This is a genomic window from Parviterribacter multiflagellatus (genome assembly GCF_056863265.1).
Map to the genome: position 1 here is coordinate 13,844 of NZ_JBXPIZ010000015.1, position 24,827 is coordinate 38,670.

The following is a 24,827-nucleotide window of genomic DNA, read 5'->3' on the forward strand; positions in this document are numbered from 1 at the left end:
AGTTCCGTTCCGGACCCGGAGGAACATGAGCGCCGTCCACTTCCCCCAGCTCGCCGAGCGCGTCCACAGCCAGCGCGAGGGCACGCCGAGCCTCTACGGCGACGTCGACTTCGCGGCGCAGCCGTACCGCCTGGCGCTCGACCCCGACGACGAGACGTCGCTGCCGAGCTGGGTCGCCGACCGCGACGAGCTGCTGGCCGACGAGCGGACGGTCGAGCTTATGCGCACCGCGACGATGCTCGGCGACGTCGTGGCCGACCCGTACGCGGCGCTGATGGAGCACCAGAGCTTCCGGAGCCTGATCGACCTGCTCCAGCGCGCGTGCCGGGAGGGGATCGACGCGGTGCCCGAGGCGCCGCCGGAGCTGGAGCGGTTCATCGCCGCGATGGAGCACGAGCCCGACTGGCTCGACCTGGAGCTGGTCGAGGAGGGCGCGCGGCACGAGCGCGTCCCCCAGGCGCTGATCGCGCCGTACGTCATCCGCGGCGCGTTCACCGCGACGTTCCTCAACACGTACGCGGCGCTCCCGATGGCGCTCACCGGCGCGCTCGGCGGGCGCAAGGCCGCGCGGCGCGTCAACGAGACCGCGAGCTTCTTCGCGGTGACGACGATGCCGGGCGCGCTCGACCGGTTCGGACACGGCTTCGAGGCCGCCGCGATGGTCCGGCTGATGCACTCGATGGTCCGCTACAACGCGCTCAAGCGCTCGGAGCGGTGGGACCTCGACGTCTACGGCATCCCGATCCCGCAGGTGGACCAGATGCCCGCCGGGCTCATCAACGTCTACCTGCTCGCCCGCCAGGCGCTGGCGTCCGGCCGCTCGGAGTTCAACGCGCGCGAGCGGGCGATCGTCGAGTTCTGCCGCTACCGCTGCTTCCTGCTCGGCCTGCCCGAGGAGCTGCTGCCCGCGACCCCGGAGGCGCTCGTCCACGTCATGCACGCGCGCGCCGGCACGCTGCGCGACGGCTTCGACGACGAGATCTGCGGCGAGCTCGTGCGCGCGACGATGTCGACGTACCTCAAGCCGAGCCGCTCGCTCCCCGACCGCGTGGCCGACGCCGTCGAGAAGAGCTACAGCAAGCTCTTCTTCACCCGCACGTTCCTCAACGGCAACGGCGAGCGGGCGGCGGAGATGGGCGTCGACCTCGGCCTGGAGGACTACGCGCGCGTCGCGCTCACGGCGCCGCTCGTCTTCGGCACGTTCCTCACCGCGCGCAACGCCTCGCGGCTCCCGATCGTCGGCGGCATCACCGACAAGGTCGTCACCGAGGTGCTCAAGCAGCGCCTGGCGAGCTACGGCACGCCCGAGTTCACCACCGACGCGTCGACGTACACGCCGGTGGCGAAGCCGCAGCCGCAGGCGGCCGCGGCGGGCTGACGACGCGGCCCCCGGCGGCGGTGCGTCAGCCGTCGCCGAGCGGCGGCAGGTCGGCCATGCCGGGCGTGACGTGGCCGACCTCGTAGGCGAGGATCACCGCCTGCACGCGGCTGGTGAGGCCGAGCTTCTCGAGCAGCCGCGACACGTGGCTCTTCACCGTCGACTCCTCGAGGCCGAGCGCCTGCGCGATCTGGGCGTTCGAGCGCCCGCGGGCCATCTGGCGCAGCACCTCGTCCTCGCGCGGGGTCAGCTCGGCCAGCGCGGCCGCGCGCTCGTCGGCGGGCGACACCTGCGCGAAGCGCGCGATGAGGCGGCGCGTGACCTGCGGCGCGACGATGCCCTGGCCGGCGGCGACGGTGCGGATCGCGCGGACCAGCTCGTCGGGCGGCGCGTCCTTGAGGAGGAAGCCCGACGCGCCGGCGCGCAGCGCGCCGAAGACGTACTCGTCGAGGTCGAAGGTGGTGAGCGCGAGGACGTCGACCGGGTCCTCGACGCCGGGGCCGGCGAGTCGCCGGGTGGCCTCGATGCCGTCCAGCCGCGGCATGTGGATGTCCATCAGCACGACGTCGGCGGCGCGGCGGCGCGCGAGCTGCACCGCGTCGAGCCCGTCGACCGCCTCCCCCACGACCTCGAGGTCCGGCTCGTCCTCGAGGATCGTGCGCAGGCCGGAGCGGACGAGCGGCTGGTCGTCGGCGATGAGGACGCGGATCACGGCGCGTCCCCCAGCGGCAGCCGCGCGTCGACCCGCCAGCCGCCGCCTGCCGTGGGCCCGGCGTGCAGCTCGCCGCCGAGCCGGGTGGCCCGCGCGCGCATCCCGTCGACGCCGAGGCCGCCGCCGGGTGCGGAAGGGGGCGGAGCGGCGGTGCCGTCGTCGTCGACCCGCACGCGCAGCGCGCCGTCCTCGCGCGCGACGCGCACCGTCGCGGTCGCGGCGCCCGCGTGCTTGACGACGTTCGCGAGCGACTCCTGGACGATCCGGTAGGCCGCCGCCTGCACCGCGACCGGCACGTCCCCGCCCGCGCGCACGTCGAGCTCGACCCGCACGTCCGGCGTGGCGACCGCGTCGGCGAGCCGCGGCAGGTCGCGCAGCCCGCGCTCGCCGCCGGAGCGCAGGACGCCGACGACCTCGCGCGTCTCCTCCAGCGCCTCGCTGGCCACCGACTCGATGTGGCCGAACGTCGCGGCGGCGGCGTCCACGTCGCGCCGCAGCTCGCGCTGCCCGGCGCGCGCCTGGAGCGTGATCGCCGCCAGCGCGTGGCCGACGACGTCGTGCAGCTCGCGCGCGATCCGGACGCGGTCGGTCGCGACCGCCTCGCGGGTCTCCACGTCGCGCAGCTCCTCCAGCCGGTCGAGCGCCTCGCGGTGCCCGCGCAGCACGACCCCGGTGACGAGCGGCAGCACGACCGCGGTGAGGCTGATCACGAGGCCCTCGCCGGTCACGTCCTGCTCGGGCCCGCTGAGCCCCAGCGCCGCGCTCAGGACCACCGCGATCCCGGCGAGCCCGCAGGCGAGCGCCGTCCGCCGCCCGTGCGCGTAGGCGGTCGCCGCCAGCGCGACGACGAGCGCGAACCCGACGGTGCCGGTCGACCAGCCGCACGCCGCCGACGCGACGTTCGCGGCGGTGAGCACGGCGAGCACGGCGCCCGGCGCCTCCCGCACGGCGAGCAGCGGGAGCGTGGCCAGCACGAGCAGCGCGACCCGCGCGCCGGTGTGACCGTCGACGGTCGTCAGCCCGCCGGCCGGCTCGACCAGCAGCGCCGTCGGCACGGCGGTCGCGAGGACGGCGAGCGTGCCGGCGACGAGGAGCCGGGCGTCGATGGGCGGGCGCATCGTCGGCACGGCCGCAGCGTACGTCGGCGCCGCGCCTTCCACCTCCTCCGAAAGGTGGAGCCCGGCCTCCACCCAAGCCCCGATGTCCGCGGGCGTCCGGGCGCCCAGCATCGAGGCCATGATCGCCGCAGCCGTCCGCACCTCGACCCGCCGCCCCTGGTGGACCATCCTCGTCTGGCTGGCCGTCGCGCTGCCGCTGACCGTGCTCGGTGGGCTCGCCAGCTACTCGGTCACCACCGACGACACCGCGCGCTTCCTGCCGAGCGGCTCGGAGTCCGCGCGGGCGGTCGCGTTCGCCCGGGACGCGTTCGGGGTCGAGGAAGGGACCGCGACCGTGACCGCGCTCGTCAAGCGCGCCGACGGCGCCGCGCTGACGGCCACGGACGAGACGGCCGTGCGCGAGCTGGCCGTCGCGCTCGGCCGGTGGCGGCCCGACACCGACGACCTGGACGTCGAGGACGAGGTGATCGACCTCGACGGCCGCGCGGGCCGGATCGACGCCGCCGTGGCCGGCCCGGTCGCCGACGGCGGGCGCTTCCAGCTCGTCGCGCTGCGCTGGCGGGCGAACGCCACCGACCCCGTCGCGCAGGCGGGGTACCGGCAGCTGCGCGACCGGGTGGCCGAGCAGGCCGCCGCACGCGGGCTGGCCGTCGGCTTCACCGGCGGGGTCGCGTCGCTGAGCGACCAGACCGAGGCCGACGAGACCCGCGCGATGCTCCAGGGGCTGGCGCTGTTCGGCGCGGTGATCCTGCTGAGCGCGCTCTTCCTGCGCGGCGTGCTGGCCGCGATCGTCCCGCTCCTCACCATCACGCTCGTCGCGGGCGCCGCGGGCGGCCTGGTCGTGGCCGCCGCCGCCGTGTTCGGCTTCAAGCTCGACGTCGGCACGACGCAGCTCATCTCGGTCGTGCTCGTCGGTGTCGGCGTGGACTACTTCCTCTTCCTGCTCTTCCGGCTGCGGGAGCGCCTGCGCACGGGCGAGGCGCCGCGCGTCGCGGCGGCGTCCGCGGCCGCGAGCGTCGGCCCGGTGATCGCCTCGGCGGCGCTCGTCGTGATCGCGGCGTTCGCGACGCTGGCGCTCGCGGAGTTCGGCCAGTTCCGCGTCCTCGGCCCGTCGATCGCGATCTCCGTCCTGGTGATGCTCGTCGCCGGCGTCACGCTCATGCCCGCCATCGCCGCGGTGAGCGGCCCCAGGCTCTTCTGGCCCTCGCGCGCGTGGCGGACCGAGCGCACGGACGGCCCCGCGGCGCGCCTCGGCGCGTGGGTCGCCGGCCGTCCGGCCCGTGCGGCGCTGTCCGCCGGCGCGGTGCTCGTCGTGCTCGGGGCGTTCGCGCTCGCGACGAAGACGACCTACGACCTGACCTCGGGTGGGAGCGACACGCCGGCCGCGCGGACCGCCGACGAGATCGCCGCGACGCTGCCGCGGGGCGCCGCCGATCCGCAGCCGGTCTACGTGCGCGCCGACGACGGCGCCCCGCTGACGGCCGCGCGGCTGGAGCCGCTGCGCGCCGCGCTCGCCGCCGCGCCCGGCGTCGGCGACGTCGCGGAGCCGGTGCTCGCCGACGGGGCCCGCGCCGCGCAGCTCGACCTTGCCCTGGACGCCGACGCCGCGACGCAGGCGGCGATGGACGCGGTGCGCGGGCCGGTGCGCACGGCCGCACGCGACGCGGCGCCGGAGGGCACGACCGTGCTCGTCGGCGGCACGGCCGCGGTGTTCGCCGACGTCAGCGACTCGGTCGACCACGACCTCAAGCTCATCTTCCCGGTCGCCGCCGCGCTGATCTTCCTCATCCTCGTCGTGACGCTGCGCAGCGCGGTCGCCCCGGCGTACCTGCTGGCGGCGGTGGCGCTGGAGTTCGTCGCGACGCTCGGCGCGTCCGTGCTCGTCGTCCAGCTGGTCGGCGGCGCGAGCGGCATCGCCTTCACGCTGCCGCTCGTCGTCTTCCTCTTCGTCGTGGCCGTCGGGACGGACTACAACATCCTCATGACCGCCCGGCTGCGGGAGGAGCTGCGCACGGGCGCACCGATCCGCCGCGCGATCGCGGAGGCCGTCCGCCACGGCACGCCCGCGATCGCCGCCGCCGGGCTCGTGCTGGCCAGCTCGTTCGCCACGCTCCTGCTGGCCTCCGACCGCGGCTCGCGCGAGATCGGCCTCGCGCTCGCGGTCGGCATCCTGCTCGCCGCGCTCGTCGTGTCGAGCGTCCTGGTGCCGGCGCTCGCCGCGCTCCTGACGACGCGCCGCCGGCCGGTGCGATGATCGGGGGCGCATGGCGCGCCCGAACCTCGCCGACCAGACCCGGCCGAAGATCGTGGCGGCGGCGCTGGAGCTGATCGACCGCGACGGGCTCGAGCGGCTGTCGACGCGCCGGCTGGCCGAGCACCTCGGGATCAGCGGGCCGACGCTCTACCACTACTTCTCCAGCAAGGAGAAGCTGCTCGAGGCCGTCGCGCACCACCTGTCGGCGGAGATCTGGGCGTCGGTGCGGGAGCGGGTGGACGCGCTCGACGACGGCTCGATCGAGGCGTTCGTCCGCGCGTACGCGCACGGCGCGCTGGCCGCGTTCAGCCGTCACCCCCATGTGGTCGAGCACCTGGCGCTCAGGCCGGTGACCGGCCGCACCACGCTCGAGGGCTACGAGCTGCTCCTCTCGCGGCTCGTCGAGGCCGGCTACACGCTGCCGGCCGCGTGGCAGGTGATGCTCGCGCTGGAGAACCTCGTGCTGGCCGGCGCGCTGGAGGCCTCCGCCCCGCCGTTCGCGCCGGCGCCGGACCTCACCGGCGACCTGCCGCACGTCGCCGGGGTCCGCCGCATGGTCGCCGACGACCCGGCGCTCGACCGTGCGTTCGAGTTCGGGCTCGACGCGGTCGTCGCCGCGCTGCACGCAGAGCTCGCGCGCTAGCTCCCGCCCACCGCTTGCCGGGCCGCGGCGTCCGTGCCAACATGCCGCGCCATCGTTTGCCTAGCAGTGCTAGAGGAAGTTGGAGGGGGAGAGACGTGACGCAGTTCAGCGACGACGAGCTGGGGCTCGATCGGCCGATCACGCGCCGGGACTTCATCGACGGTCTCGCCGTCGGCGCCGCGGGCGCCGCGGCCGCGCTCAGCGGCCTGGGCGGGGCGGCGACCGCCATCGCGCAGACCGGCGGCAGCGGCCCGAAGTACCCGCCGACCGTCCACGGCATCGCCGGCCAGACCGACGCGGCGATGCGGGTCGGCCACGCCGTGCGCGACGGCGAGGTCCGCACCGGCCGCGTCCGCACGCTCGACGAGGAGTACGACCTCGTCGTCGTGGGCGGCGGCGTCTCGGGCCTCGCGGCCGCGTACTTCTACCGCCAGGCGAACCCGAAGGCCCGCATCCTCGTGCTGGAGGCGCTGGCCGACTTCGGCGGCCACCAGCACCGCAACGAGTTCACCGTCCGCGGCCGGACGCTGCTGTCCAACGGCGGCATGGTGAACCTCGACTCGTGGGGCACGTGGGAGAAGCCCGAGCTCGACCTCATGGACGACCTCGGCATCGACCTCGAGGCGCTGGAGAAGCGCGAGGACCCGAACCCGTACGCCAAGCTCGGCCTCCAGGCGGGCTACTTCTTCCCGCAGGAGGCGTGGGGCGCCGACGCGTTCGTCGTCGGCAAGGCGGACGAGCAGCTCCCGGCGCTCCTCGCGCGCACGCCGTTCTCGCCCGAGGCGCAGGCGCAGATCGTCAAGCTCGAAACCACGAAGGAGGACTTCCTCGCCGGCCAGACGGACGCGCAGAAGAAGGCCTACCTGGCCCGCATCTCCTACCGCGAGTACCTGCAGAAGCACGTCGGCCTCGGCGACGAGGCCATCAAGTGGGTCCAGCGCAGCACGCACGGGCTGTGGGGCGTCGGCGCGGAGGCGGTCCCGGCCGGCGACGCGTGGGGCGCGGGCGAGCTGGGCTTCGAAGGGCTGAAGCTCGAGCCCAAGCCGTACAACGGCATCGGCAAGACGCCGCGGATGATCCTGTCCGGCGAGCACCAGAGCTGGACGTTCCCCGACGGCGGCGCGACCGTCTCGCGCCTGCTCGTCGACCGGCTCGTCCCCGGCGCATACGAGGGCACCGCGAAGGACATGTTCGGCATCACGCTGGCGAAGGCGAAGTACGCGCGCCTCGACCGGCCCCGCCAGCGCGTCCGCATCCGGCTGCGCAGCATGGCGGTCGACGTGCGCCACGCGCGCGGCGGCAGCGGCCCGGTCGAGGTCACGTACCTGCGCGACGGCCAGGCGTTCCGCGTCCGCGGCCGGCACGCGGTGATGGCGTGCTGGAGCAGCGTCGCCGCGCGCATCGTCGACGGGCTCCCGCAGAGCCAGCGCAAGGCGCTCAACTACGCGCCCAAGGTGCCGCTCGTCTACGCGCGCGTGGCGATCGACAACTGGCAGGCGTTCGCGAAGGCCGGCGTGCGGTCGGTGCAGCTGTTCGACCGCTACTTCGACCGCGTGAGCCTGATGAGCCCGACGACGTTCGGCCGCTACGAGACGCCGCGCACGCCCGACCAGCCGATCGTGCTGTCGCTCAGCACGACGCCGAACGACCCGGCGGCGGGCCTCACGCACGCCCAGCACCGGGCGGGCCGCGGGAAGATGATGGGGATGGACTTCCGCGCGTACGAGCGGGAGATCCGCGACGTCCTCGCGCGCACCGTCGGCGCCAGCGGCTTCGACCCCGCGCGCGACGTCAAGGCGGTGACGATCAACCGCTGGGCCCACGGCTACGCGTACGAGTACAACTCGCTCCAGGACCCGGCGATCTTCCGGCCGCTCGACGAGCAGCCGTTCGCGAAGGCGCGCCGCACGCGCGGCAACATCGCGATCGCCAACTCGGACGCGGCGGCGTTCGGCTACACGCACGCTGCGATCAACGAGGCCCACCGGGCGGTGAGCGACCTGGTCGGCTGAGCTCCGGGCCGCTACCGGCGCCGGCGCCAGTAGTCGAACGTCACGGCCCAGACCAGCGGCGCCCAGAGCAGGAGCGGCGCGTAGCACGCGATGAACAGCGCCTCCCAGCCGGGCGAGGTGAACCCGTCGCCGAGCCCGCTCTCGGAGTACCCCAGGAACGCGCCGCCCCAGATGAGGAACAGCACCGCGGCGCCCGTCGTGGCCACGGCCACGACGGCGCCGCGCGACACGGGCCGCCCGCCGATCAGCGGGATCCACCGCGGGGCGCGCTCGCCCCACGGCCGGACGAGGCCGATGGTGAGCAGCGCGGTCAGCTCGGCGACGACGGAGAGCGCCACGATGTACGGCAGCTCCCACCCGCTCGCGGACAGCGGCTGGCCGTCGACGATGGCGCCCATCGACCCACCGAAGACGATGCCGAGGCGCCACAGCCCGGACGGGAGCGTGGTCAGCGGGACGAGGTGCGCGGCGACGACCGCCCAGCGCGCCGGGGCGCGGGCGTCGCGGCGGGGCCGCAGCGGGATGGAGGAGGAGACGGTGCTCATGGTCCCGAGCCTGTCGCGCCGGCGCCTCGTCCACATCGGCCTCAGGTCGCGACGGGGCGCGACCCAGGTCGCGCGTTCAGGCGCCCGCGCGGACGACGCCGTGCTCGTACGCGAAGACCACGAGCTGGACGCGGTCGCGCGCGCCGAGCTTCGCCAGCAGCCGGCCGACGTGGGTCTTGACCGTCGCCTCGGCGAGGTGGAGCTGGCCGGCGATCTCAGCGTTCGACGCCCCGCCCGCGACGGCGAGCAGCACCGCGTGCTCGCGCTCGGTCAGGCCGGTCAGCCGCGGGTCCGGCTCGCGGGCGCCGGGCAGCTGCCGGGCGACGTGCGCGAGCAGGCGGCGGGTCGCGCTCGGGGCCACGACGGCGTCGCCGGCGGCGACCGCGCGGATGGCGCTCAGCAGGTCCTCCGGCTGCGCGCCCTTGAGCAGGAACCCGCTCGCGCCCGCGCGCAGCGCCGCGAAGGCGTGCTCGTCGAGGTCGAACGTCGTGAGGACGACGACGCGCGGCGCACGGGCGCCGTCGCGCGCGAGGAGCGCCTCGGTCGCCGCGACGCCGTCGAGGACCGGCATGCGCACGTCCATCAGCACGACGTCGGCCGTCGTCACGGCCAGCAGGTCGAGCGCGGCCCGGCCGTCTCCGGCCTCGCCGACGACCTCCATGTCGTCCTGCGAGTCGATGATGAGCTTCAGACCGGCGCGGACGAGCGCCTGGTCGTCGACCAGCACGACGCGGATCACTCGGCGCCTCCCACCGGGATCGTGGCGCGGACCTCGAAGCCGCGCTGCGGGTGCGGCCCAGCAGCCACGGTGCCGCCGCGCGCCTCGACCCGCGCGCGCATGCCCGCGAGGCCGCGGCCGCTCGCGCCGCTCGGAGGGGTCGGGGCGCCGCCGCCGTGGTCGCGCACGACGACGGTGACCGCGTCCGCCCGCCAGCGCAGCGCGACCGTCGCACGCGCCCGCCGGCCCGCGTGCTTGAGCACGTTCGTCAGCGCCTCCTGCACGACGCGGTAGATCGTGAGGCTCGCGCCGGCCGTCAACGGCAGCGGCGTTCCCTCCTCGTCGAGCTCGACGTCCACGCCCGCGGCGCGGGCGCGGTCGACGAGCGCCGTCAGGTCGTCGGTGCCGTCCCGCGGGCGCAGCGGCTCGCCGCCGTCGTGCAGCGCGCCGACCGCGCGCCGCATCTCGTCGAGCGCGTCGCGGGCCGTCGCGCCGATCGTGTCGAGCGCGGCGGTTGCCGCGGCCGGGTCCGAGCGGGCGCCGTACCGGCCGCCGTCGGCCTGCGAGACGACCACCGCGAGCGCGTGCCCGACGACGTCGTGCAGCTCGCGTGCGATCCGCTCCCGCTCGGCCGCGGTGGCCAGCGCCGCCTCGTGCTCGAGCTCGGCGGCCAGCAGGGCGGCGCGTTCCTCCACCACCGCCCGCTCGCGCAGCGCCTCCCTGCGGCGATCGCCGAGCATCGCCGCGAGCGTGAGGTGGACCGCGAGCACGAACGCTCCGAGCACGCGCCCCTCCTCGCCGATGTCGTCGAAGTGCAGCGCGAACGGCACGGTCCCCGCGAGCGCGACCGCGAACCCAGCCGCCGCCACCGGCCGCGGCGCGTACGCGACGAGCGTGTAGAGCGCGACGAGCGCGGCACCGTTCGCCGGGAGGAACACGTCGACGAGCAGGAGCTGGACGCCGCACGCGACCATCACGGCTGCGAAGCTGCCGACCGGCGTCCGCCGGCGGAGCGCGAGCGGCGCGACGAGCAGGACCGTCGCGACGGCCTCGGCCGCGGTGCCCTCGTACGCCTCGCCGGTCAACGAGGTGAGCGCGAGCGCGAGGACCGCCGCGGCCAGCAGGGCGTCCGCCGCGCCCGGGTGGCGGTGGAGCCAGGCGTGCCCGCGGTCCAGCATCAGCCCAAGATAGGCGCGCCTCCCTCATCCTCAGGTCGCGATCTGCTCATCCCTGGGGATCGAGGCCGGGCCACCCGGTCACGTCGCGGGTGTCGTCGCGCGGTCCCCAGCCCTCCGCGTCCAGCGCGTACTCGAAGCGCGGGCCCCGCTGGAGGAACCGCGCGACGCCCGCGACGAGCCGCTCCACGTCGTCCAGCCGCGAGCCCACGCCGAAGCTCGCCCGCAGCGCGCCGTCTGGGAGCCCGAACCGCGCCAGCAGCGGGTGCGCGCAGAAGCGCCCCGCGCGGACGCCGAGGCCGTGCTCGTTGGAGAGGTACGTGCCGACGAGGCCCGGCGGGTGGCCGTCGACCGCGAACGCGACGACGCCGATCGCGTCCGGCGCGTCGTCCCAGATGCGCAGGACGCGGACGCCGTCGAGCGCGCTCAGGCCGTCCACGAGATGGTCCCTGAGCGCGCGCTCGTGGGCCACGCGCGCGTCCACCCCGTCCGCGTCGACCAGGTCGGCGAGGACGTCGAGCGCGGTCGCGATCGCCACCGCGCCCGCGAGGTTGGGCGTCCCCGCCTCGTGGCGGCGCGGGCCGGTGTGCCACGCGACGCCGGTCGTCGTGACCTCGCGCACCGCGCCGCCGCCGGCGAGGTACGGCGGGGCCGCGTCGAGCCAGTCGCGGCGCCCGGCGAGCACGCCGGCGCCGTAGGGCGCGTACGCCTTGTGCCCGGAGAGGGCGAGGTAGTCGACGTCCAGCGCGGCGAGGTCGATGGCACGGTGCGGCACGAGCTGCGCGGCGTCGACGAACGTGCGCGCACCGTGGCGGCGGGCGAGCGCGACGACCTCCTCGAGCGGCAGGAGCTCGCCCGTGACGTTCGTGGCGCCGGTGACCGCGAGCAGCGCGGCGGGTCGCTCCGCCAGCGCCGCGTCCAGCCGCCGCAGCGTCTCGGCGACCGTCGGCGCGTGCGCGACGACGCGGGTGCCGGCGGCCGCGCGGCGCCAGGGCAGCAGGTTCGCGTGGTGCTCGACGTCGAGCGTCACGACGTCGCCGGCGGCCGCCGGGACGCACGCGGCGAGCAGGTTCGTCGCGTCGGTCGTGTTGCGGGTGAAGACGACGTGGTCGTCGGCACGCGCGCCGAGGTGAGCGGCGACGCGCTCACGCGTCCGGTCGTACAGCGCGCTGGCCGCGCGCGCGGGCAGGCCGGCGCCGCGGTGGACGCTGCCGGCGTACGGCAGCACGGCCGCGACCCGCTCGGCGACGGCGGCCAGGGCGGGCGCGGTCGCGGCGTAGTCCAGGCCGGCGTACCGCACGCGCGTGCCGTCCAGCAGCGGGACGTCGAGGTCCGCGCCGAGGACGGGCAGCAGCGGCGCGCCCGCCCCGCGCGCGCCCTCGGCGCGCGCGGGGGAGATCGGGGCGATGGCCACCTAGCGCGTGACCTTGAGCGTCCCGGTGGCCGACGCGGCCTGGTACCGCGTGTCGCCGCGCCAGGTGATCGTGACCTTCCACGTGCCCTTGGCGAGCTTCGGCAGCGCGACGGTGACGACGCCGTTCTTCAGCGTGCCGGTGACGGTCCGGGTCCGCTTGCCGAGCTTCAGCTTCACGGTGACCTTGCCGGTGGCCTTGGCGCCGCCGCTGGGCGCCGTGACCTTGACGGTGAAGCGGCCGCCGCGCCGGCTCGTCGGGGCCTTGACGACCGACCCGGCGATCTTGCGGACCTTGAGCTTGGCGGCCGTCGGGACGCCCGGCTTCGGGGCCGGCGTCACGGCCACCGGCGGGGTCGGACCCGGCTGCGGCTGCTCCGGCTGGGGCTGCGGCGGCTGCGGCTCCCCATCGCCGCCGGTGCCGGGCCGATCCGGGAGGCCCGCGAAGAAGACCTCCGCGGCGCGGAGCGCGGCGGCGCCGCCGGCGATGCTCCCCGGCGTGGCCGCGTTCCCCCACAGGCCGTTGACCGTGTTCTTGCGCGCCTGGAGGATGCCCCAGGCCCCGACCACGGTCTCCAGGTCGGCGATCAGCGCCGGGTTCGGCGAGGAGGCCGTCTTGGCCTCGATCAGCGCGGCGCGCGCCGCGACGTAGTTCGCCGGGGCCGACGCGCCGAGCGACGACAGGGCCGCCGACAGCGCGGCCGGGCCGATGTTCGTCGCGGCCGGGTCGGTGCTGCTCACGACCGTCAGCGTCGACGGGGCGGTGAACGTCACCGTCGCGCGATCGGTGGCGAGCAGGTACTGCGCGGCGTCGCTCGTGACCGCGGTGTTGACCTTGAGCGTCTCCGGGTCGGTCTGCCAGGTGAACGACGCGAGCTGGCTGTTGATCGTGTTCCAGATCGGCGCCTCACGCGGGAGCGTGGCCGGCGCGACGCCGAGCTGGTTCGGCTGGGGGTTCGTGAACCACCAGACGGACATGTACTCGGTGTACGTGCCGTCGCCCTTGTCGTGGATCCACTGGCGCTTGACGCCGCCGAAGGGCTCGTCGCCCTCCTTGCCCTGGTAGCCGAACAGGTACGGCACCTGCAGCCGCGGCTGGGAGGCGAGCGGCTGGGTCGTGTCGCCGCCCGGGTAGTAGGTGATCTTGTTCGACTGGGTCGGCGTGTACTGCGTCTTGAGGTTGCTCAGGTAGCGGGTGACGAGCTCGCCGTAGAGGTAGCTCGGGTTGGCGTTGTCGACGCCCGAGTTCGCCGCGGCGTTGCGGATCTGCAGCGGGTTGGTCCCGGTGTTGCCGCCGCCGACCACGCCGCCGTCGAGGATCGTGTCGAAGTTGAAGACGGTGACGTCGTGCTCCTGCGCGCGGGCGTTGATCGCCGGCAGGACCGGGCGGGTGTTCGGGCACCAGGTGCCGCCGAAGAGGATCACCGCCTCCTTGGCGTTCTCGGTCTGGAGCAGGTGGACGAGCTCGGGGTACGTGATCTGGTGCACGCGCCAGCCGCCGTTGGCCGCGGACCCGTCGGCGTCGGTCAGGTTCGGGACGTTCGCGCCCTGGTACTCGTTCGGCGACTGGGCGACCTGCTTGGCGTTGTTGGACGACTTCCACCAGCTGAACTCGTCGATCGCCGTGATCGCGGCCGCGCCGCGGGTCGCGATGGCCGACGCGACGGCGGTCTTGGCCGCGGCGGAGCTCGCCTGGTCGGTCAGGTTCGTCCAGGCGACGATCTTCGCCGGCTGCGGCGTCGTGGAGCCCGACGGCGTGACGGTGCGCGCCTTGTCGTAGAGGAAGAAGAAGCTGTCCGCGACGTCCGCGGGCGCCGCGCCGCCGGCGTACTCGTAGAGCGCGCCGCCGTCGGCGTCGCCCACCTCGGTGCTGTAGCCGTCGTTGACGCCGTAGTCGTTGACGACGCTCGGGTCCGGCGTCGTCGAGACCTTCGCGCTGCCCGTGTTCTGGTCGGTCGGGTTGGCCTTGATGCCGTTGCCCAGGTACTGCCCGACGAGGTTGAGCCACGCCGTGCCGTAGACCGCGCGGGTGCTCGGGCCGATCGTCGTGATGCCGGCCGGCTGGCGGATGTCGAGGTTCGGGACGGTGAGCGTGCCGAGCTTCGCGTTGCCGGAGAGGTTCGGGTTGAACCAGTAGACCTGCTTGACGCCGGCCTCGGCCGCCGCGGCCTCCACGTCCTGGGCGCGCGCGGAGAAGCTCGGGTCGGTGGCCGGGTCGCCGATCAGGAAGGCGAACGAGCCGGGCTGCTGGAGCAGCCACTGGAAGCGGTCGTACGTGACCGACTCGATGACGTGCTTGCTCTTGGCGGGCAGGCCGAGCGCGTGCTGGAGGTAGGACGCGCTGGTGTACGTGGTGGTGTCGGCGGTGCGCTTGGGCGCCGCGGCGGCGGTCGCCGCCGCGCTCAGCGCGAGCGCGACGAGCGCCACGAGGGCGACGACGACTCGCGTCCATCGGGAGAGGGACTTCACGGGAGCTTCCTTGTTCTGTGGTGAGAGGAGCGATGCGGTGCGCCGGCTCAGAGCCGGACGCGGGGGCGCCGGGCGACGCCGACGAGGAAGAGGGCGATGCCGGCCGCGGCGAGCGCGGCGAGGATCCCGATGCCCGCGGCGCGGGTGTCGGCCTGCGCGGGGGCGGTGGCCGACGCGTTCTTCAGCGGCACGACGGCCTCGGGCTGGGCCTGCTCGCCGCCGGCCGGTGCCGTGGCGGCGGCTGCGCCGGGCGCTGCGCCGGCGGCGGTCGTCGTCGTGCCGGCGGCCACTGGCGTCTCCGCCCCGGCGGCTGCCGGTGTGGCCGCGTCGCCGGCCTTGGCGCCGGTCGCGCCCTTGGCGTCCCCGTCGTCCTTCGCGCCGGACGTCGAGCCCTTCGCCGCGGGGGACTTCGCGTCGCCGCCGCCGCTCGCCGCGGGCGTGGCCGCCGCGGCCGTGGTGCCGCTGCCGGCGGCGGACGTGCCGGTGGTGCCCTTCGCCTTCGCGGTGGACTTCCCGCCGCTCGACGTGGAGCCGCCCGAGGAGCCCTGCCTCTTCGTGCCGGACGAGGTCGTCGTCGACCGCTTCGATGTCGTCTTGGTCGTGCGCGCCTTCGTCGTGGTCGTCGCGGTCGTGGTCGTCGTGGCGGCCTGCGTCGTCTGCGTCGGCGCCGGCGTCCCGGCCGTCGGCGTGGGCGTGCCGCCGCCCCCACCGCCTCCACCGCTCGACGGCGTCCCGGTGCCCGAGCCCGACCCGGAACCGGATCCCGAGCCCGTGCCGGAGCCGCCCTGCTGCTGCTTGACCCACGTCTCGTACGAGCTGATGCGCGACCACTCGGTCCACTTGGCGGTCGCGACGAGCTCGCCGCCGTCGTAGTACTGGATCTCGTTGGCGGCGAAGTCGTACTGCACGCCGGGGATGGGCGTGCACGCCTGGTCGTCGTAGCCGGGGAGCGTGTCCTCGCCGTCGGTGTACGTCTGGCCGTCGACGGTGACCGTGACCGGGTACGGGTGCTCGGCGGGGTTCGTGACGGGCGCGGCGGATGCGGCGGGCGCGAGCCCGAGCAGGACCGCGGCGGCGCACGCGACGGTCGAGCGGATGCGGGTCGGAGCGTCCACGGTGGTGCGTCCTTGCCTCTCTGTCTGGGTGGTCATGCGGGGGTGTAGGTCGGGATGCGCTCGGTGCTGCCGGCGGCGTAGGTCTCGCGGCGCGTGACCGCCGGCGGACCGGCCTGCGGCGCGGGCGCGGGCGCGGGGACGAGCGGCACCGCGGCCGCGAGCTGCTGGACCGGCACGTAGTAGATGGCGCCCGGGATCGCGCCGGCGTACGCGGGCGCCGGGTACGCCGGGGCCGGGTACACGGGCGCGGGCGGAGCCGGCGCGGGCGCAGGGGGCGGCGCGAGCGCGGGCGTCTGCGGCACCGGGGCCGCGGCCTGCGGGACCGGGGCGGGCACCTGCGGGACCGGCGCCGGCGGCGCGACCGCGCGCGGCTTCGGCGCGTCGGTCTCCTCCGTGAAGACCTTCCGCCCGGCGAAGATCGCGTCGTCGAGCAGCCCGGTCTGCCGCGCCACCACCGTGGCGCTGACCGCCGCGGCGCTCACGTTCGTCATCGTGCGCGCCATGTCGGCGATGATCGAGATCGGGATCGTCACCGCCACGAACTCGAGCGGGAGCCCCGCGGCGGAGAGCACCGTCGCGGCCGCCACGGTCGCCGCGCCCGGGACGCCGGCGGTGCCGACCGAGACGACGATCGCCAGCAGCGCCAGGACGGCGTAGTCGCCGGCCGTGTACGTGAGCCCGTACGCGTTGATGCCCCAGATCGCGATCAGCACCGGCCAGATGCCCGCGCAGCCCGGCATGCCGATCGTCGTCCCGAGCGGCGCGGTGAAGTGCGCGACCTCGGGGTGCACGCCGACGTCGCGGGTCAGCCGCTCGGTCGTCACCGGCAGCGTGCCGACGCTGCTCTGCGTGGTGAACGCGGTCAGCTGCGCGGGCACGATCTTGCGGAAGAACGCGATCACCGGCACGCGCGCGAACGCGCTCAGCAGCACGCCGTTGACGGCCCAGGTGTGGAGGAAGCACGCGCCCCACACGAGCGCCAGCAGCCCGGCGAGCGACCAGAAGTTGTCGCCGAGGTTCGCGCTCGTCCCGACCATGTGCGCGGTCAGCGCGACGATCGCGTAGGGCGTGAGCCGGATGACGAACCCGACCGCCTTGAAGATGACGAGCTTGAGCGCCTCGGCCCCGTCGCGGAACGGCCGCGCCTTCTCGACGCCCGTCTCGGCCAGCGACAGGTAGGCCACCGCCAGCGTGACCGCGACGAGGATGATCGGGATGATCGCGTTCGAGCTGAAGTCCTCGACGACGTTCGCCGGGAAGAACCCGACGACGACCTTGCTGAACTCCTGGACCTGACCCTGGACGGCGTCGGTCGGCGCGGCGCCGAGCTGGTTGCCGACGCCCAGGCCGGGCGCGAACGCGAGGCCCAGCCCCAGCGCGAGGATCACGCCGAGGGCGTTGCTCAGCAGCAGCCAGAAGATCGAGCGCAGCCCGATGCTGCGCAGCTTCGAGAGGTTGCCCAGCGCCGTGATCGACGAGACGATCGCGACGAACACCAGCGGCGCGACCGTCGCGAGCAGCACGCCGATGTAGATCTGTCCGATGGGCTCGATCGCGCTGACGTGCGCCTCGGCGACGAGGCCGATCGGGACGCCGACCGCCAGCGCGAGCAGCGCGACGACGCTGAAGTTGACCTGGCGGCGGTTCAGCCCCCAGATCCCCGCCCAGGCGAGCGCCACCGTGGCGAGTGTGGCCAGTGCCGGCCAGTCTGGATCCATGTACGTCCTTGCCCTCGTAGTCCGGGTGCTCGGGGTGAGCGACGGGCATTCTAGACAAATCTGGTCTGATTTCCATAGAACTGTTCGACGGACGCCCAGACCCGGCTACCAGGTGACCGGCAGCTCGCGCGCGCCGAAGATGAGGTGCTCCTCGGTCGACAGCGGGACCTCGTCGGGAGCGACCGCGAGCGCCAGCGCGGGAAAGCGCGCCAGCAGCCGGGTGAGGCCGACCTGCATCTCGAGCCGGGCCAGGTGCTGCCCGAGGCACACGTGGACGCCGTGCCCGAAGCCCAGGTGGCCGCGGGCGGCGCGGCGCACGTCCAGGCGGTCCGCCGCGGGGAACCGGTCGGGGTCGCGGTTGGCGGCCGCGAACGACACCGTGAGGCGCTCGCCGGCCCGGATGCGCACGCCGGCGAGCTCCACGTCCTCGTAGGCGGTGCGGGTGAGCGAGCCGACGTGGAAGATCGACAGGTACCGCATCAGCTCCTCGACGGCGTCGTCGACGAGCGCCGGGTCGGCGCGCAGGGCCGCGAGCTGCTCGGGGTGGCACAGCAGCGCGAACGGCCCGGTGGCGAGCATGATCGCGACGGTGTCGACGCCCGCGTTGAAGAGCAGGATGAGCAGGCTGACGATCTCGTGCTCGCGGAGCTCGCCGCCGGCGACCAGGTGGCTGACCAGGTCGTCGCCGGGCTCGACCCGCCGGCGGGCGATGAGCTCGAGCACGTAGTCGCGCACCTGCACGATCGCCGCCGCGATCGCGTCCGGGGTGCTGCCCGGGTCGGCGGCGGTGCGCGAGAGCCGCTCGAGGTGGACGCTGTCCGCGATCGGCACCCCGAGCAGCGCGCAGTGCGTCGCGAGGGCGACCGGCTCGGCGAAGCACGCGACCAGGTCCGCCGGCGGGCCCTCCTGCTCCATCGCGTCGAGCCGCTCGTCGACGATCTGCGTCACGCGCGGCCGCAGCGCGCTCACCCGGCGGATCGAGAACTGGCCCGCGAGGACGCGCCGCAGCCGGGTGTGGTCCGGCGCGTCCATCGCCAGCAGGTCCCCGCCCGTCGCACCCACGCGCGCCGGCGTCTCCACGATCGCGGCGTGCCGGGCCGGGTCCTGCACCGGGAACGGCCGCGGCTCCGCGAGCCCGAAGCGCCGGTCGGTCAGGACCTCGCGCGCCAGCGCGAGGCTCGTGACGAGCCACCCGACCTCGCCGCTGCGGTGGCGCAGCCGGCACAGGGGGTGGTGCGCGCGCAGGTGGCCGAGCGCGGACGGCGGGTCGAACAGCGTCTCGCGCCGCGTGGGGAGGTCGATCGGGGCAGGGTGCGCCATGGTCGCGGGACCGTAGACCCGCGGTCGCCCGGCCGACCAGGCCAGAACGCGCACGTCCCAGCACGATCCCCGCCTGCGCCGAACGGGGACCAGCACGATCCTGCTCGCAGCGGTACGGTCGGCGCCGTGGCGGTCGGTCACCTGCACTGGACGGAGCTCGCGGCGCAGCCGGATCTCGACGTGGACGTCAACCGGCACCTGGTCGAGGGCGGCCACGTCCCGCACGACCACGACTTCGTGGAGGTCGTCGTCGTGCTCGGCGGCGCGGGCGTGCACGAGACGGTCCGCCGGCGCGACCGCCTGGCGCGCGGCGACGCGCTGGTCGTCCGCCCCGGCGCGTGGCACGCGTACCGGGCGTGCGCCGGGCTGGACGTCGTCAACTGCTGCTTCCGGCGCCGGCTGCTCGAGCGCGAGCTGCTCTGGCTCACCGAGGACCCGCGCCTGCGGCTCCTGCTCTGGACCGGCGCGGGGGCCGGCGACGGCGTCGTCCGCCTGCGGCTGCCGCCCGCCGGGGTGACGGCGTGCACCCGGTCGCTGGACGACCTCACGCGCCCGGAGGAGGCGTCGCCGCCGCGGCAGCTCGCGCACCTGCTCCTGCTGCTGTCCGAGCTCGCGCGCCACCTCGATGCCGAGCAGCTCGCCCAGGCCGAGCGCCTCGCGACGGCGCCGAGCGGCGTGGCGCTCGCCCTGCGGCTCCTGACGCAGGACCTGAGCCGCCCCTGGACGATGGACGAGCTCGCGTCCGCGGTCGCCATCAGCCCGGCGCACCTGACGCGCCTGTTCCACCGGGCCGTCGGGCGACCGCCGATGGCGCACCTCACCGCGCTGCGGATGGAGGCCGCCGCGGCGCGGCTCCTGCGCGGCGACGAGCCGGTCGCGACGGTGGCCGCCGCGGTCGGCTGCGGCGACCCGAACTACTTCACCCGCCGGTTCCGGGCGCACTTCGGCACGTCGCCGACGGCGTTCCGGCAGCGCCGCTGACGTCGGTGGCGGGCGACGCCGGGCGCGAGGCCGACGGTGAGCGTCGCTAGTGCGGACGCGGGCGCGGGCGGAGCCCTACGCGGCGGCCGCGACGCGCACGGCGTTGCGGCCCGCGTGCTTCGCGCGGTAGAGCGCGTCGTCGGCGGCGGCGAGCAGCCGGTCGGCGGCGGCCGGCTCGAGCGCCGGCTCGCAGGCGGCGACGCCGATGCTCACCGTGAACGGCAGGCCGCCGTCGCGGCCCAGGCACGCGAGGTGCTCGCGCAGGTCGTCGGCGTAGGCGGCCGCGCCCGCGGCGTCGGTGCCGGCGAGGACGACCGCGAACTCCTCGCCGCCGAGCCGGCCGAGGACGTCGCCGGCGCGCAGCCGGCCTTCGATCGCCGCCACCAGCCGCCGCAGCGTGTCGTCGCCGGCGGCGTGGCCGTGGTGGTCGTTGATGCGCTTGAAGTGGTCGACGTCGACGACCGCGACCGCGACCGGCGTGGACGTGCGGCGCGCGCGGGCGAGCTCGGCGTCGACCTGCTCGAGCAGCGCGCGGCGGTTGAGCGTCCCGGTGAGCGGGTCCTCGCGGGCGAGCGTCGACAGCTGGACGATGAGCCGGGTCATCCCGTCGCGCAGCGCGAGCACGAGCAGCAGGACGAGCGCACCGACGAGCGCGACGGTGAGCACCTGGATGGCCGAAGGGACGGGCTCGATCAGCGGCGCGCACGCGGCGAAGCTCCCGCACGCCGTGGCGTACACCGCGGCCGCCGCGCGGCGCGAGAGGAAGTAGGCCGACGTCATCAGCGGCCACACGTAGAACATCGGCGTGAGCGCGAGCGGCGGGTCGACGACGGCGATGACCGTGACCGTCAACGCCGCGAGCGGGAAGGCCGCGACGAGGAGCACGTCCGGGGCGCGGAACCGCCGCCACAGCATCGCGAGCGCGAACAGCACCATGGCGGCGGCGATCGCCAGCACGGTCGCCCGTTCGGCGGCCGGCGCCGACTCCGTCCCGGCCGACGCGCCGAGCAGCAGCGCCGCCAGCCCGTACATCGCGGCGTGGACGCGCCGGACGCGGAGGCGGGTTCCGCCCGGGCCGGAGCTCCCGAGCGGATCCGCGAAGGCGTAGGTCGTCGAGCCGCGTTCGGACACCGCATCGGCTATCGGCCATCCGGGGGCTCGACTTGAAACCGGTGCGACGCCGGCAGCCTTCCGGGAGGTCCTGGTCGTGGCGATGTCGCGTTCCATCCGTGTCCTTCTGACGTCCATGTGGCGGCGGCGTCACGCCGCCGGTGCTCACCCTGACGTCGCGGCGGCGGCGCTCTCGACCCCCCGCGAGCTGCGCGCGCCCCGCGCCGGCCCGAGGAGCAGCAGCGCGAGGAGCGTCCCGGCCGCCGCGAGCACGACGCAGGCCAGGAACGCGGACTGGAAGCCCTCCGTGAGGACGACGAGCTCGCCCGCGCCCGGGTCGGAGGCCCGGACGGCGTCCGACCGCGTCACCGCGACGGTGGTCAGGATCGCCACGCCGAGCGCGCCGCCGAGCTGGAACGCGGTGTTGCTCAGCCCGGACGCGACGCCGGCGTCGCGCTCGGGCACCCCGGTGAGCGCGGCGATCGTGGCGGTGGCGAACACCGGGCCGATGCCGAGCCCGAAGACCAGGATCCCGAGGAACATGTCCTCGAAGTAGCTGCCGCCGACGGAGACCTGCGTCAGCAGCAGGCAGCCCGCGCCGCAGAGCGCCATGCCGACGGCGGCGACCGGCCGGAAGCCGACGCGGGCGATCGCGCGCTGGGCGACGATCATGCCGACGGCCGCCGCGACCGGCGGGACGACGAAGCCAGCGCCGAACTCGAGCGCCGAGTGCCCGAGGACCTGCTGGGCGTACAGCGTGGCGAGGAACGGCATCCCCGACGCCATCGTCCCGAAGAGCAGCATCACCGCGTTCGCGCCGGCGGGCGTCCGCGTGCGCAGCAGGCGTAGCGGCACGAGCGGCGCGCGGTGCCGCGCCTCGATCGCGACGAAGAGCGCGAGCAGCGCGACGACGCCCGCGGCGAGCAGCAGCGTCCGCGCGCTCCCCCACCCCGCGTCGGGCGCCTCGACGACCGTGTACACGAGCAGGACGAGCGCCCCGGTGCACGTCAGCGCGCCCAGCGGGTCGTAGCTGCGCGCGACCGCCGTCTCGCGGCTCTCGCGGAGGAGGACCGGGCTGAGCGCCAGCGCGAGCAGGCCGATCGGGATGTTGATGAGGAAGATCCACTCCCAGCCGGGCCCGTCCACGAGCGGGCCGGCGATCAGGTAGCCGGCGGTCGCGCCGAACGCGCCGAGCATGCCCCAGATGGCCAGCGCCTTGTTGCGCTCGGCGCCCTCCTCGAACGTGGCCGCGATGATCGACATCGCGGTCGGCGTCATGATCGCGGCGCCGACGCCCTGCACGGCCCGCGCGCCGATCAGCGCGCCGGGCGACCACGCCAGGCCGCAGACGAGCGAGGCAAGCGTGAAGAGCGCGACCCCGAGCATGAACAGGCGCCTTCGGCCGAGCAGGTCGGCCGCCCGCCCGCCGAGCAGCAGCAGGCCGGCGAACGTGACCGCGTAGGCGCTCACCACCCACTGCAAGCCCTGCTCGGTGAAGCCCAGCTCCTCCTCGATCGAGGGCAGGGCGACCATGACGATGTTCGCGTCGAGGATGACCATGAAGAACGCTCCGCACAGGAGCGCGAGCGCCCACCAGCGGCGCGGGTTCGGGCTGACGGTGTCCATCGGGACGCACCTCGCGATGACGTTGAACGTGTCACCCAACAGTTACACATCTTCGCGAGACGTGCAACCTTTTGGTTACACGTGTTGTGCGTCTGGTCACGGCCGGCTGGTGGAACGTATGCGGTCCCGGTTATGGTTCCGCCCATGCCGACCGCCGTCGCCCTCACGCCCGAGCTGCGCGCCGAGCTCATCCACGGGCTCTCCGACGCGTCGCGCCAGCGCATCCTCGACACGCTCCGCGAGGGTGAGCAGCGGGTCGCCGACATCGTGGAGCTGACCGGGCTGTCGCAGCCGAACGCGTCCAAGCACCTGCGGTGCCTGCGCGGGTGCGGGCTCGTCGAGGGCGAGAAGCGCGGGCGCGAGGTCTTCTACGCGCTGGTCGACGGGCTGCCCGAGGTGCTCGACGCGCTCGACGGGCTCCTCACGCGCGTCGCGCCGCAGATGGAGAGCTGCCAGCTGACGGAGACGACGCGTGAGTGCTGCGATGCCTGACCACGATCACGGGAACGCGCACGACCACGGCCACGGCGGTCACGGGCACTCGCACGCGCCGTCACCCGACGCGGATCGCGCGAAGCTCACCCTCGCGCTGGCGATCATCGCCGGCTTCATGTTCGTCGAGGTGGCGGCGGGCCTGCTCGCCAACTCGCTCGCGCTGCTCACCGACGCGGCGCACATGCTCACCGACGCCGGCGCGATCGCCCTCGCGCTGGTCGCCGCCCGGCTCGCCGCGCGCCCGATCACCGGCCGTTTCACGTTCGGGCTGCGCCGCGCGGAGATCCTCTCCGCGCAGATCAACGGCGCCAGCCTGCTGGTGCTCGCCGCCGTGCTCGGCTTCGAGGCCGTCCAGCGCTTCGCCGATCCGCCCGACGTCTCGGGCGGCCTGGTGATCGCCGTCGGCGTGATCGGCGGCCTGGCCAACGTCGGCGCCGCGTGGGCGCTCGCCCGCGCCGAGCGCCAGTCGCTCAACGTCGAGGGCGCGATGCAGCACGTCCTCGCGGACCTCTTCGGCTCGGTCGCCGCGGTGGTGAGCGGCGTGGTCGTCGTGCTGTTCGGCTGGGGGCTGGCCGACCCGATCGCGGCGAGCGTCGTCGTGCTGCTGATGCTCCGCTCCGGGTGGCGGCTCGTCCGCGACTCCGGCCGCATCCTGCTCGAGGGCACGCCGCGGGGGATGAACGCCGACGAGATCGGCGCCGCGATCTGCCGCGAGCCGGGCATCGTCGAGGTGCACGACCTGCACGTGTGGGAGGTGACATCCGGCTTCCCGTCGCTCAGCGCGCACATGCTCGTCGAGCGCGACGACGACTGCCACGCCCGGCGCCGCCAGGTCGAGGCGATGCTCGCCGAGCGCTTCCACATCGAGCACACGACACTCCAGGTCGACCACCGCGAGGCGCCGGCGCTGCTCGAGATCGGCGCGTTGGAGCACGCTTAGCCGCGGCTCATCGAGCCGAAAGGCGCGTGGTGCACCGTGGGGCCATGTCCCCGCTGCGCCACCCCGCCGCGATCGCGGCGCCCGGGATCGTCGCGCTCGCCCTGGCGGCCTTCGCGGTCGCCCGCCCCGCCGAGGACGACGACGACCCGGCGCCGACCACCACGACCGCCGAGCGCGCCGCCGCGCCGCCGTCGTTCGCCGACCTCTACGACCGCGTCGGCGGCGCCGTCGCCCGCGTGGACGCGCGCCGCTCGCCCGACCAGCCGCCGTTCGACAACGGCCGCCGCGTCGCCACCGGCGCCGCGTTCCTGATCGACGACGACGGCCACCTCGTCACGAACGCCCACGTGGTGGAGCGCGCGTCGTCGGCGACCGTCCGGTTCGGGCGGTCGTCGCGCCGCGTGAGCGCGCGGATCGTCGGGCGCGACGCCGCGACGGACCTCGCCGTCCTGCGCGTCGACCCGGCGGACCTCGATCGCGTGCAGCCGCTCGCGGTCGCGGAGCCGGGCTCGATCGAGGTCGGCGAGCCCGTGCTCGCGGTCGGCACCCCGTACCGGCTCCAGAGCAGCGCGTCGGCCGGGATCGTCTCGGCCACCGGGCGGGAGATCACCGGCCTGACGGGCCGCACGATCCCCGACGCGGTGCAGACGGACGCCGCGATCAACCCCGGCAACTCGGGCGGCCCGCTCGTGGACGCCGAGGGCCGGGTGCTCGGCGTCAACACGCAGGGCCGCGCCGCGGGCGTCTCGTTCGCGGTCGGCGCCGCGACGATCCGCCGCGTCGTCCCCCAGCTGATCCGCGAGGGCCGCGCCAGCGCGGCGTTCCTCGGCGTCGGCCTCGGCGAGGTGACCGAGCGCGGCACGCGCGTGACGTCGGTGACCGAGGACGGGCCGGCGGGCGACGCCGGCATCCGCGCGGGCGACGTGCTCGTGCGCGTGGGCCGGCGGGCCGCGACGTCCGAGGGCGCCGTGGCGAGCGCGGTCGCGGCGCTGCGGCCGGGCGACCGCGTCGAGGTCGTGGTCCGTCGCGACGGGCGCGAGCGGAGCGTCACCGTCCGCGCCGGCACGGCGCCGCGCGGGACGTAGCC

20 protein-coding genes are annotated in these 24,827 nt (G+C 75.2%); 8 read left to right on the forward strand and 12 right to left on the reverse strand.

Going from position 1 to position 24,827, the window contains the following annotated elements; genetic code table 11:
• The first annotated feature begins 25 nt into the window (after positions 1-25).
• A complete protein-coding gene (locus tag AC1UE5_RS27205; protein WP_482929091.1) occupies positions 26-1,378 on the forward strand; it encodes an oxygenase MpaB family protein in 1,353 nt (450 codons plus the stop codon).
• Between the two features lie 25 nt (positions 1,379-1,403).
• Here the strand turns inward: AC1UE5_RS27205 and AC1UE5_RS27210 are convergent, their stop codons facing one another.
• Together AC1UE5_RS27210 and AC1UE5_RS27215 are read right to left on the reverse strand one after the other, a co-directional pair.
• The gene (locus tag AC1UE5_RS27210) at positions 1,404-2,090 is read right to left on the reverse strand and encodes a response regulator (RefSeq protein WP_482929092.1); all 687 of its coding nucleotides are present in this window, start codon (positions 2,088-2,090) and stop codon (positions 1,404-1,406) included.
• A complete protein-coding gene (locus tag AC1UE5_RS27215; RefSeq protein WP_482929158.1) occupies positions 2,087-3,208 on the reverse strand; it encodes a sensor histidine kinase in 1,122 nt (373 codons plus the stop codon). Before AC1UE5_RS27215 ends, AC1UE5_RS27210 begins: the two co-directional genes overlap by 4 nt.
• A 118-nt stretch (positions 3,209-3,326) precedes the next feature.
• Between AC1UE5_RS27215 and AC1UE5_RS27220 the strand changes: the two genes are divergently transcribed.
• The 3 genes from AC1UE5_RS27220 (at position 3,327) to AC1UE5_RS27230 (ending at position 8,117) form a co-directional block, all read left to right on the forward strand.
• Positions 3,327-5,462: an MMPL family transporter gene (locus AC1UE5_RS27220; RefSeq protein WP_482929093.1), complete on the forward strand. Its 2,136-nt coding sequence runs from the start codon at positions 3,327-3,329 to the stop codon at positions 5,460-5,462.
• Positions 5,463-5,472: 10 nt separating this feature from the next.
• Positions 5,473-6,105, forward strand: coding sequence for a TetR/AcrR family transcriptional regulator (locus AC1UE5_RS27225; protein ID WP_482929094.1), 633 nt, complete (start codon positions 5,473-5,475; stop codon positions 6,103-6,105).
• A gap of 95 nt (positions 6,106-6,200) precedes the next feature.
• Positions 6,201-8,117 (forward strand): NAD(P)-binding protein, encoded by a 1,917-nt coding sequence (locus AC1UE5_RS27230; RefSeq protein ID WP_482929095.1) that lies wholly within the window; start codon positions 6,201-6,203, stop codon positions 8,115-8,117.
• Between the two features lie 11 nt (positions 8,118-8,128).
• On the opposite strand, the gene AC1UE5_RS27235 is transcribed toward AC1UE5_RS27230, so the two are convergent.
• From AC1UE5_RS27235 to AC1UE5_RS27270, 8 genes are all read right to left on the reverse strand, one after another.
• On the reverse strand, positions 8,129-8,662 hold the full coding sequence (locus tag AC1UE5_RS27235; protein WP_482929096.1) for a hypothetical protein: 534 nt from the start codon (positions 8,660-8,662) through the stop codon (positions 8,129-8,131).
• Between the two features lie 76 nt (positions 8,663-8,738).
• Positions 8,739-9,401 (reverse strand): response regulator, encoded by a 663-nt coding sequence (locus AC1UE5_RS27240; RefSeq protein WP_482929097.1) that lies wholly within the window; start codon positions 9,399-9,401, stop codon positions 8,739-8,741.
• Positions 9,398-10,558 (reverse strand): sensor histidine kinase, encoded by a 1,161-nt coding sequence (locus tag AC1UE5_RS27245; protein ID WP_482929098.1) that lies wholly within the window; start codon positions 10,556-10,558, stop codon positions 9,398-9,400. The genes AC1UE5_RS27240 and AC1UE5_RS27245 overlap by 4 nt, the downstream gene beginning before the upstream one ends.
• Positions 10,559-10,604: 46 nt before the next feature.
• Positions 10,605-11,969 (reverse strand): aminotransferase class V-fold PLP-dependent enzyme, encoded by a 1,365-nt coding sequence (locus AC1UE5_RS27250; RefSeq protein ID WP_482929099.1) that lies wholly within the window; start codon positions 11,967-11,969, stop codon positions 10,605-10,607.
• Positions 11,970-14,435, reverse strand: a complete 2,466-nt coding sequence (locus tag AC1UE5_RS27255) for an Ig-like domain-containing protein (RefSeq protein ID WP_482929100.1) — start codon at positions 14,433-14,435, stop codon at positions 11,970-11,972.
• Positions 14,436-14,482: 47 nt separating this feature from the next.
• Positions 14,483-15,550, reverse strand: coding sequence for a hypothetical protein (locus AC1UE5_RS27260; protein WP_482929101.1), 1,068 nt, complete (start codon positions 15,548-15,550; stop codon positions 14,483-14,485).
• Positions 15,551-15,582: 32 nt separating this feature from the next.
• Complete coding sequence (locus tag AC1UE5_RS27265; protein ID WP_482929102.1) at positions 15,583-17,229, reverse strand: dicarboxylate/amino acid:cation symporter; 1,647 nt, start codon at positions 17,227-17,229, stop codon at positions 15,583-15,585.
• A gap of 144 nt (positions 17,230-17,373) precedes the next feature.
• Complete coding sequence (locus AC1UE5_RS27270; RefSeq protein ID WP_482929103.1) at positions 17,374-18,588, reverse strand: cytochrome P450; 1,215 nt, start codon at positions 18,586-18,588, stop codon at positions 17,374-17,376.
• Positions 18,589-18,714: 126 nt separating this feature from the next.
• Here AC1UE5_RS27270 and AC1UE5_RS27275 point away from each other — a divergent pair, with 126 nt between their 5' ends.
• The gene (locus AC1UE5_RS27275) at positions 18,715-19,569 is read left to right on the forward strand and encodes a helix-turn-helix transcriptional regulator (RefSeq protein ID WP_482929104.1); all 855 of its coding nucleotides are present in this window, start codon (positions 18,715-18,717) and stop codon (positions 19,567-19,569) included.
• 75 nt (positions 19,570-19,644) lie between these two features.
• On the opposite strand, the gene AC1UE5_RS27280 is transcribed toward AC1UE5_RS27275, so the two are convergent.
• Complete coding sequence (locus AC1UE5_RS27280) at positions 19,645-20,700, reverse strand: GGDEF domain-containing protein (protein WP_482929105.1); 1,056 nt, start codon at positions 20,698-20,700, stop codon at positions 19,645-19,647.
• A gap of 144 nt (positions 20,701-20,844) precedes the next feature.
• A complete protein-coding gene (locus AC1UE5_RS27285) occupies positions 20,845-22,344 on the reverse strand; it encodes an MFS transporter (protein WP_482929106.1) in 1,500 nt (499 codons plus the stop codon).
• A gap of 105 nt (positions 22,345-22,449) precedes the next feature.
• Here AC1UE5_RS27285 and AC1UE5_RS27290 point away from each other — a divergent pair, with 105 nt between their 5' ends.
• Genes AC1UE5_RS27290 through AC1UE5_RS27300 form a run of 3 tightly spaced genes read left to right on the forward strand, consistent with a single transcriptional unit; the run spans position 22,450 to position 24,825 of the window.
• Positions 22,450-22,797, forward strand: a complete 348-nt coding sequence (locus tag AC1UE5_RS27290; protein ID WP_482929107.1) for an ArsR/SmtB family transcription factor — start codon at positions 22,450-22,452, stop codon at positions 22,795-22,797.
• Positions 22,790-23,740, forward strand: a complete 951-nt coding sequence (locus tag AC1UE5_RS27295; protein WP_482929108.1) for a cation diffusion facilitator family transporter — start codon at positions 22,790-22,792, stop codon at positions 23,738-23,740. The genes AC1UE5_RS27290 and AC1UE5_RS27295 overlap by 8 nt, the downstream gene beginning before the upstream one ends.
• Before the next feature lie 44 nt (positions 23,741-23,784).
• Positions 23,785-24,825 (forward strand): S1C family serine protease, encoded by a 1,041-nt coding sequence (locus AC1UE5_RS27300; RefSeq protein WP_482929109.1) that lies wholly within the window; start codon positions 23,785-23,787, stop codon positions 24,823-24,825.
• The last annotated feature ends 2 nt before the right edge of the window (positions 24,826-24,827 follow it).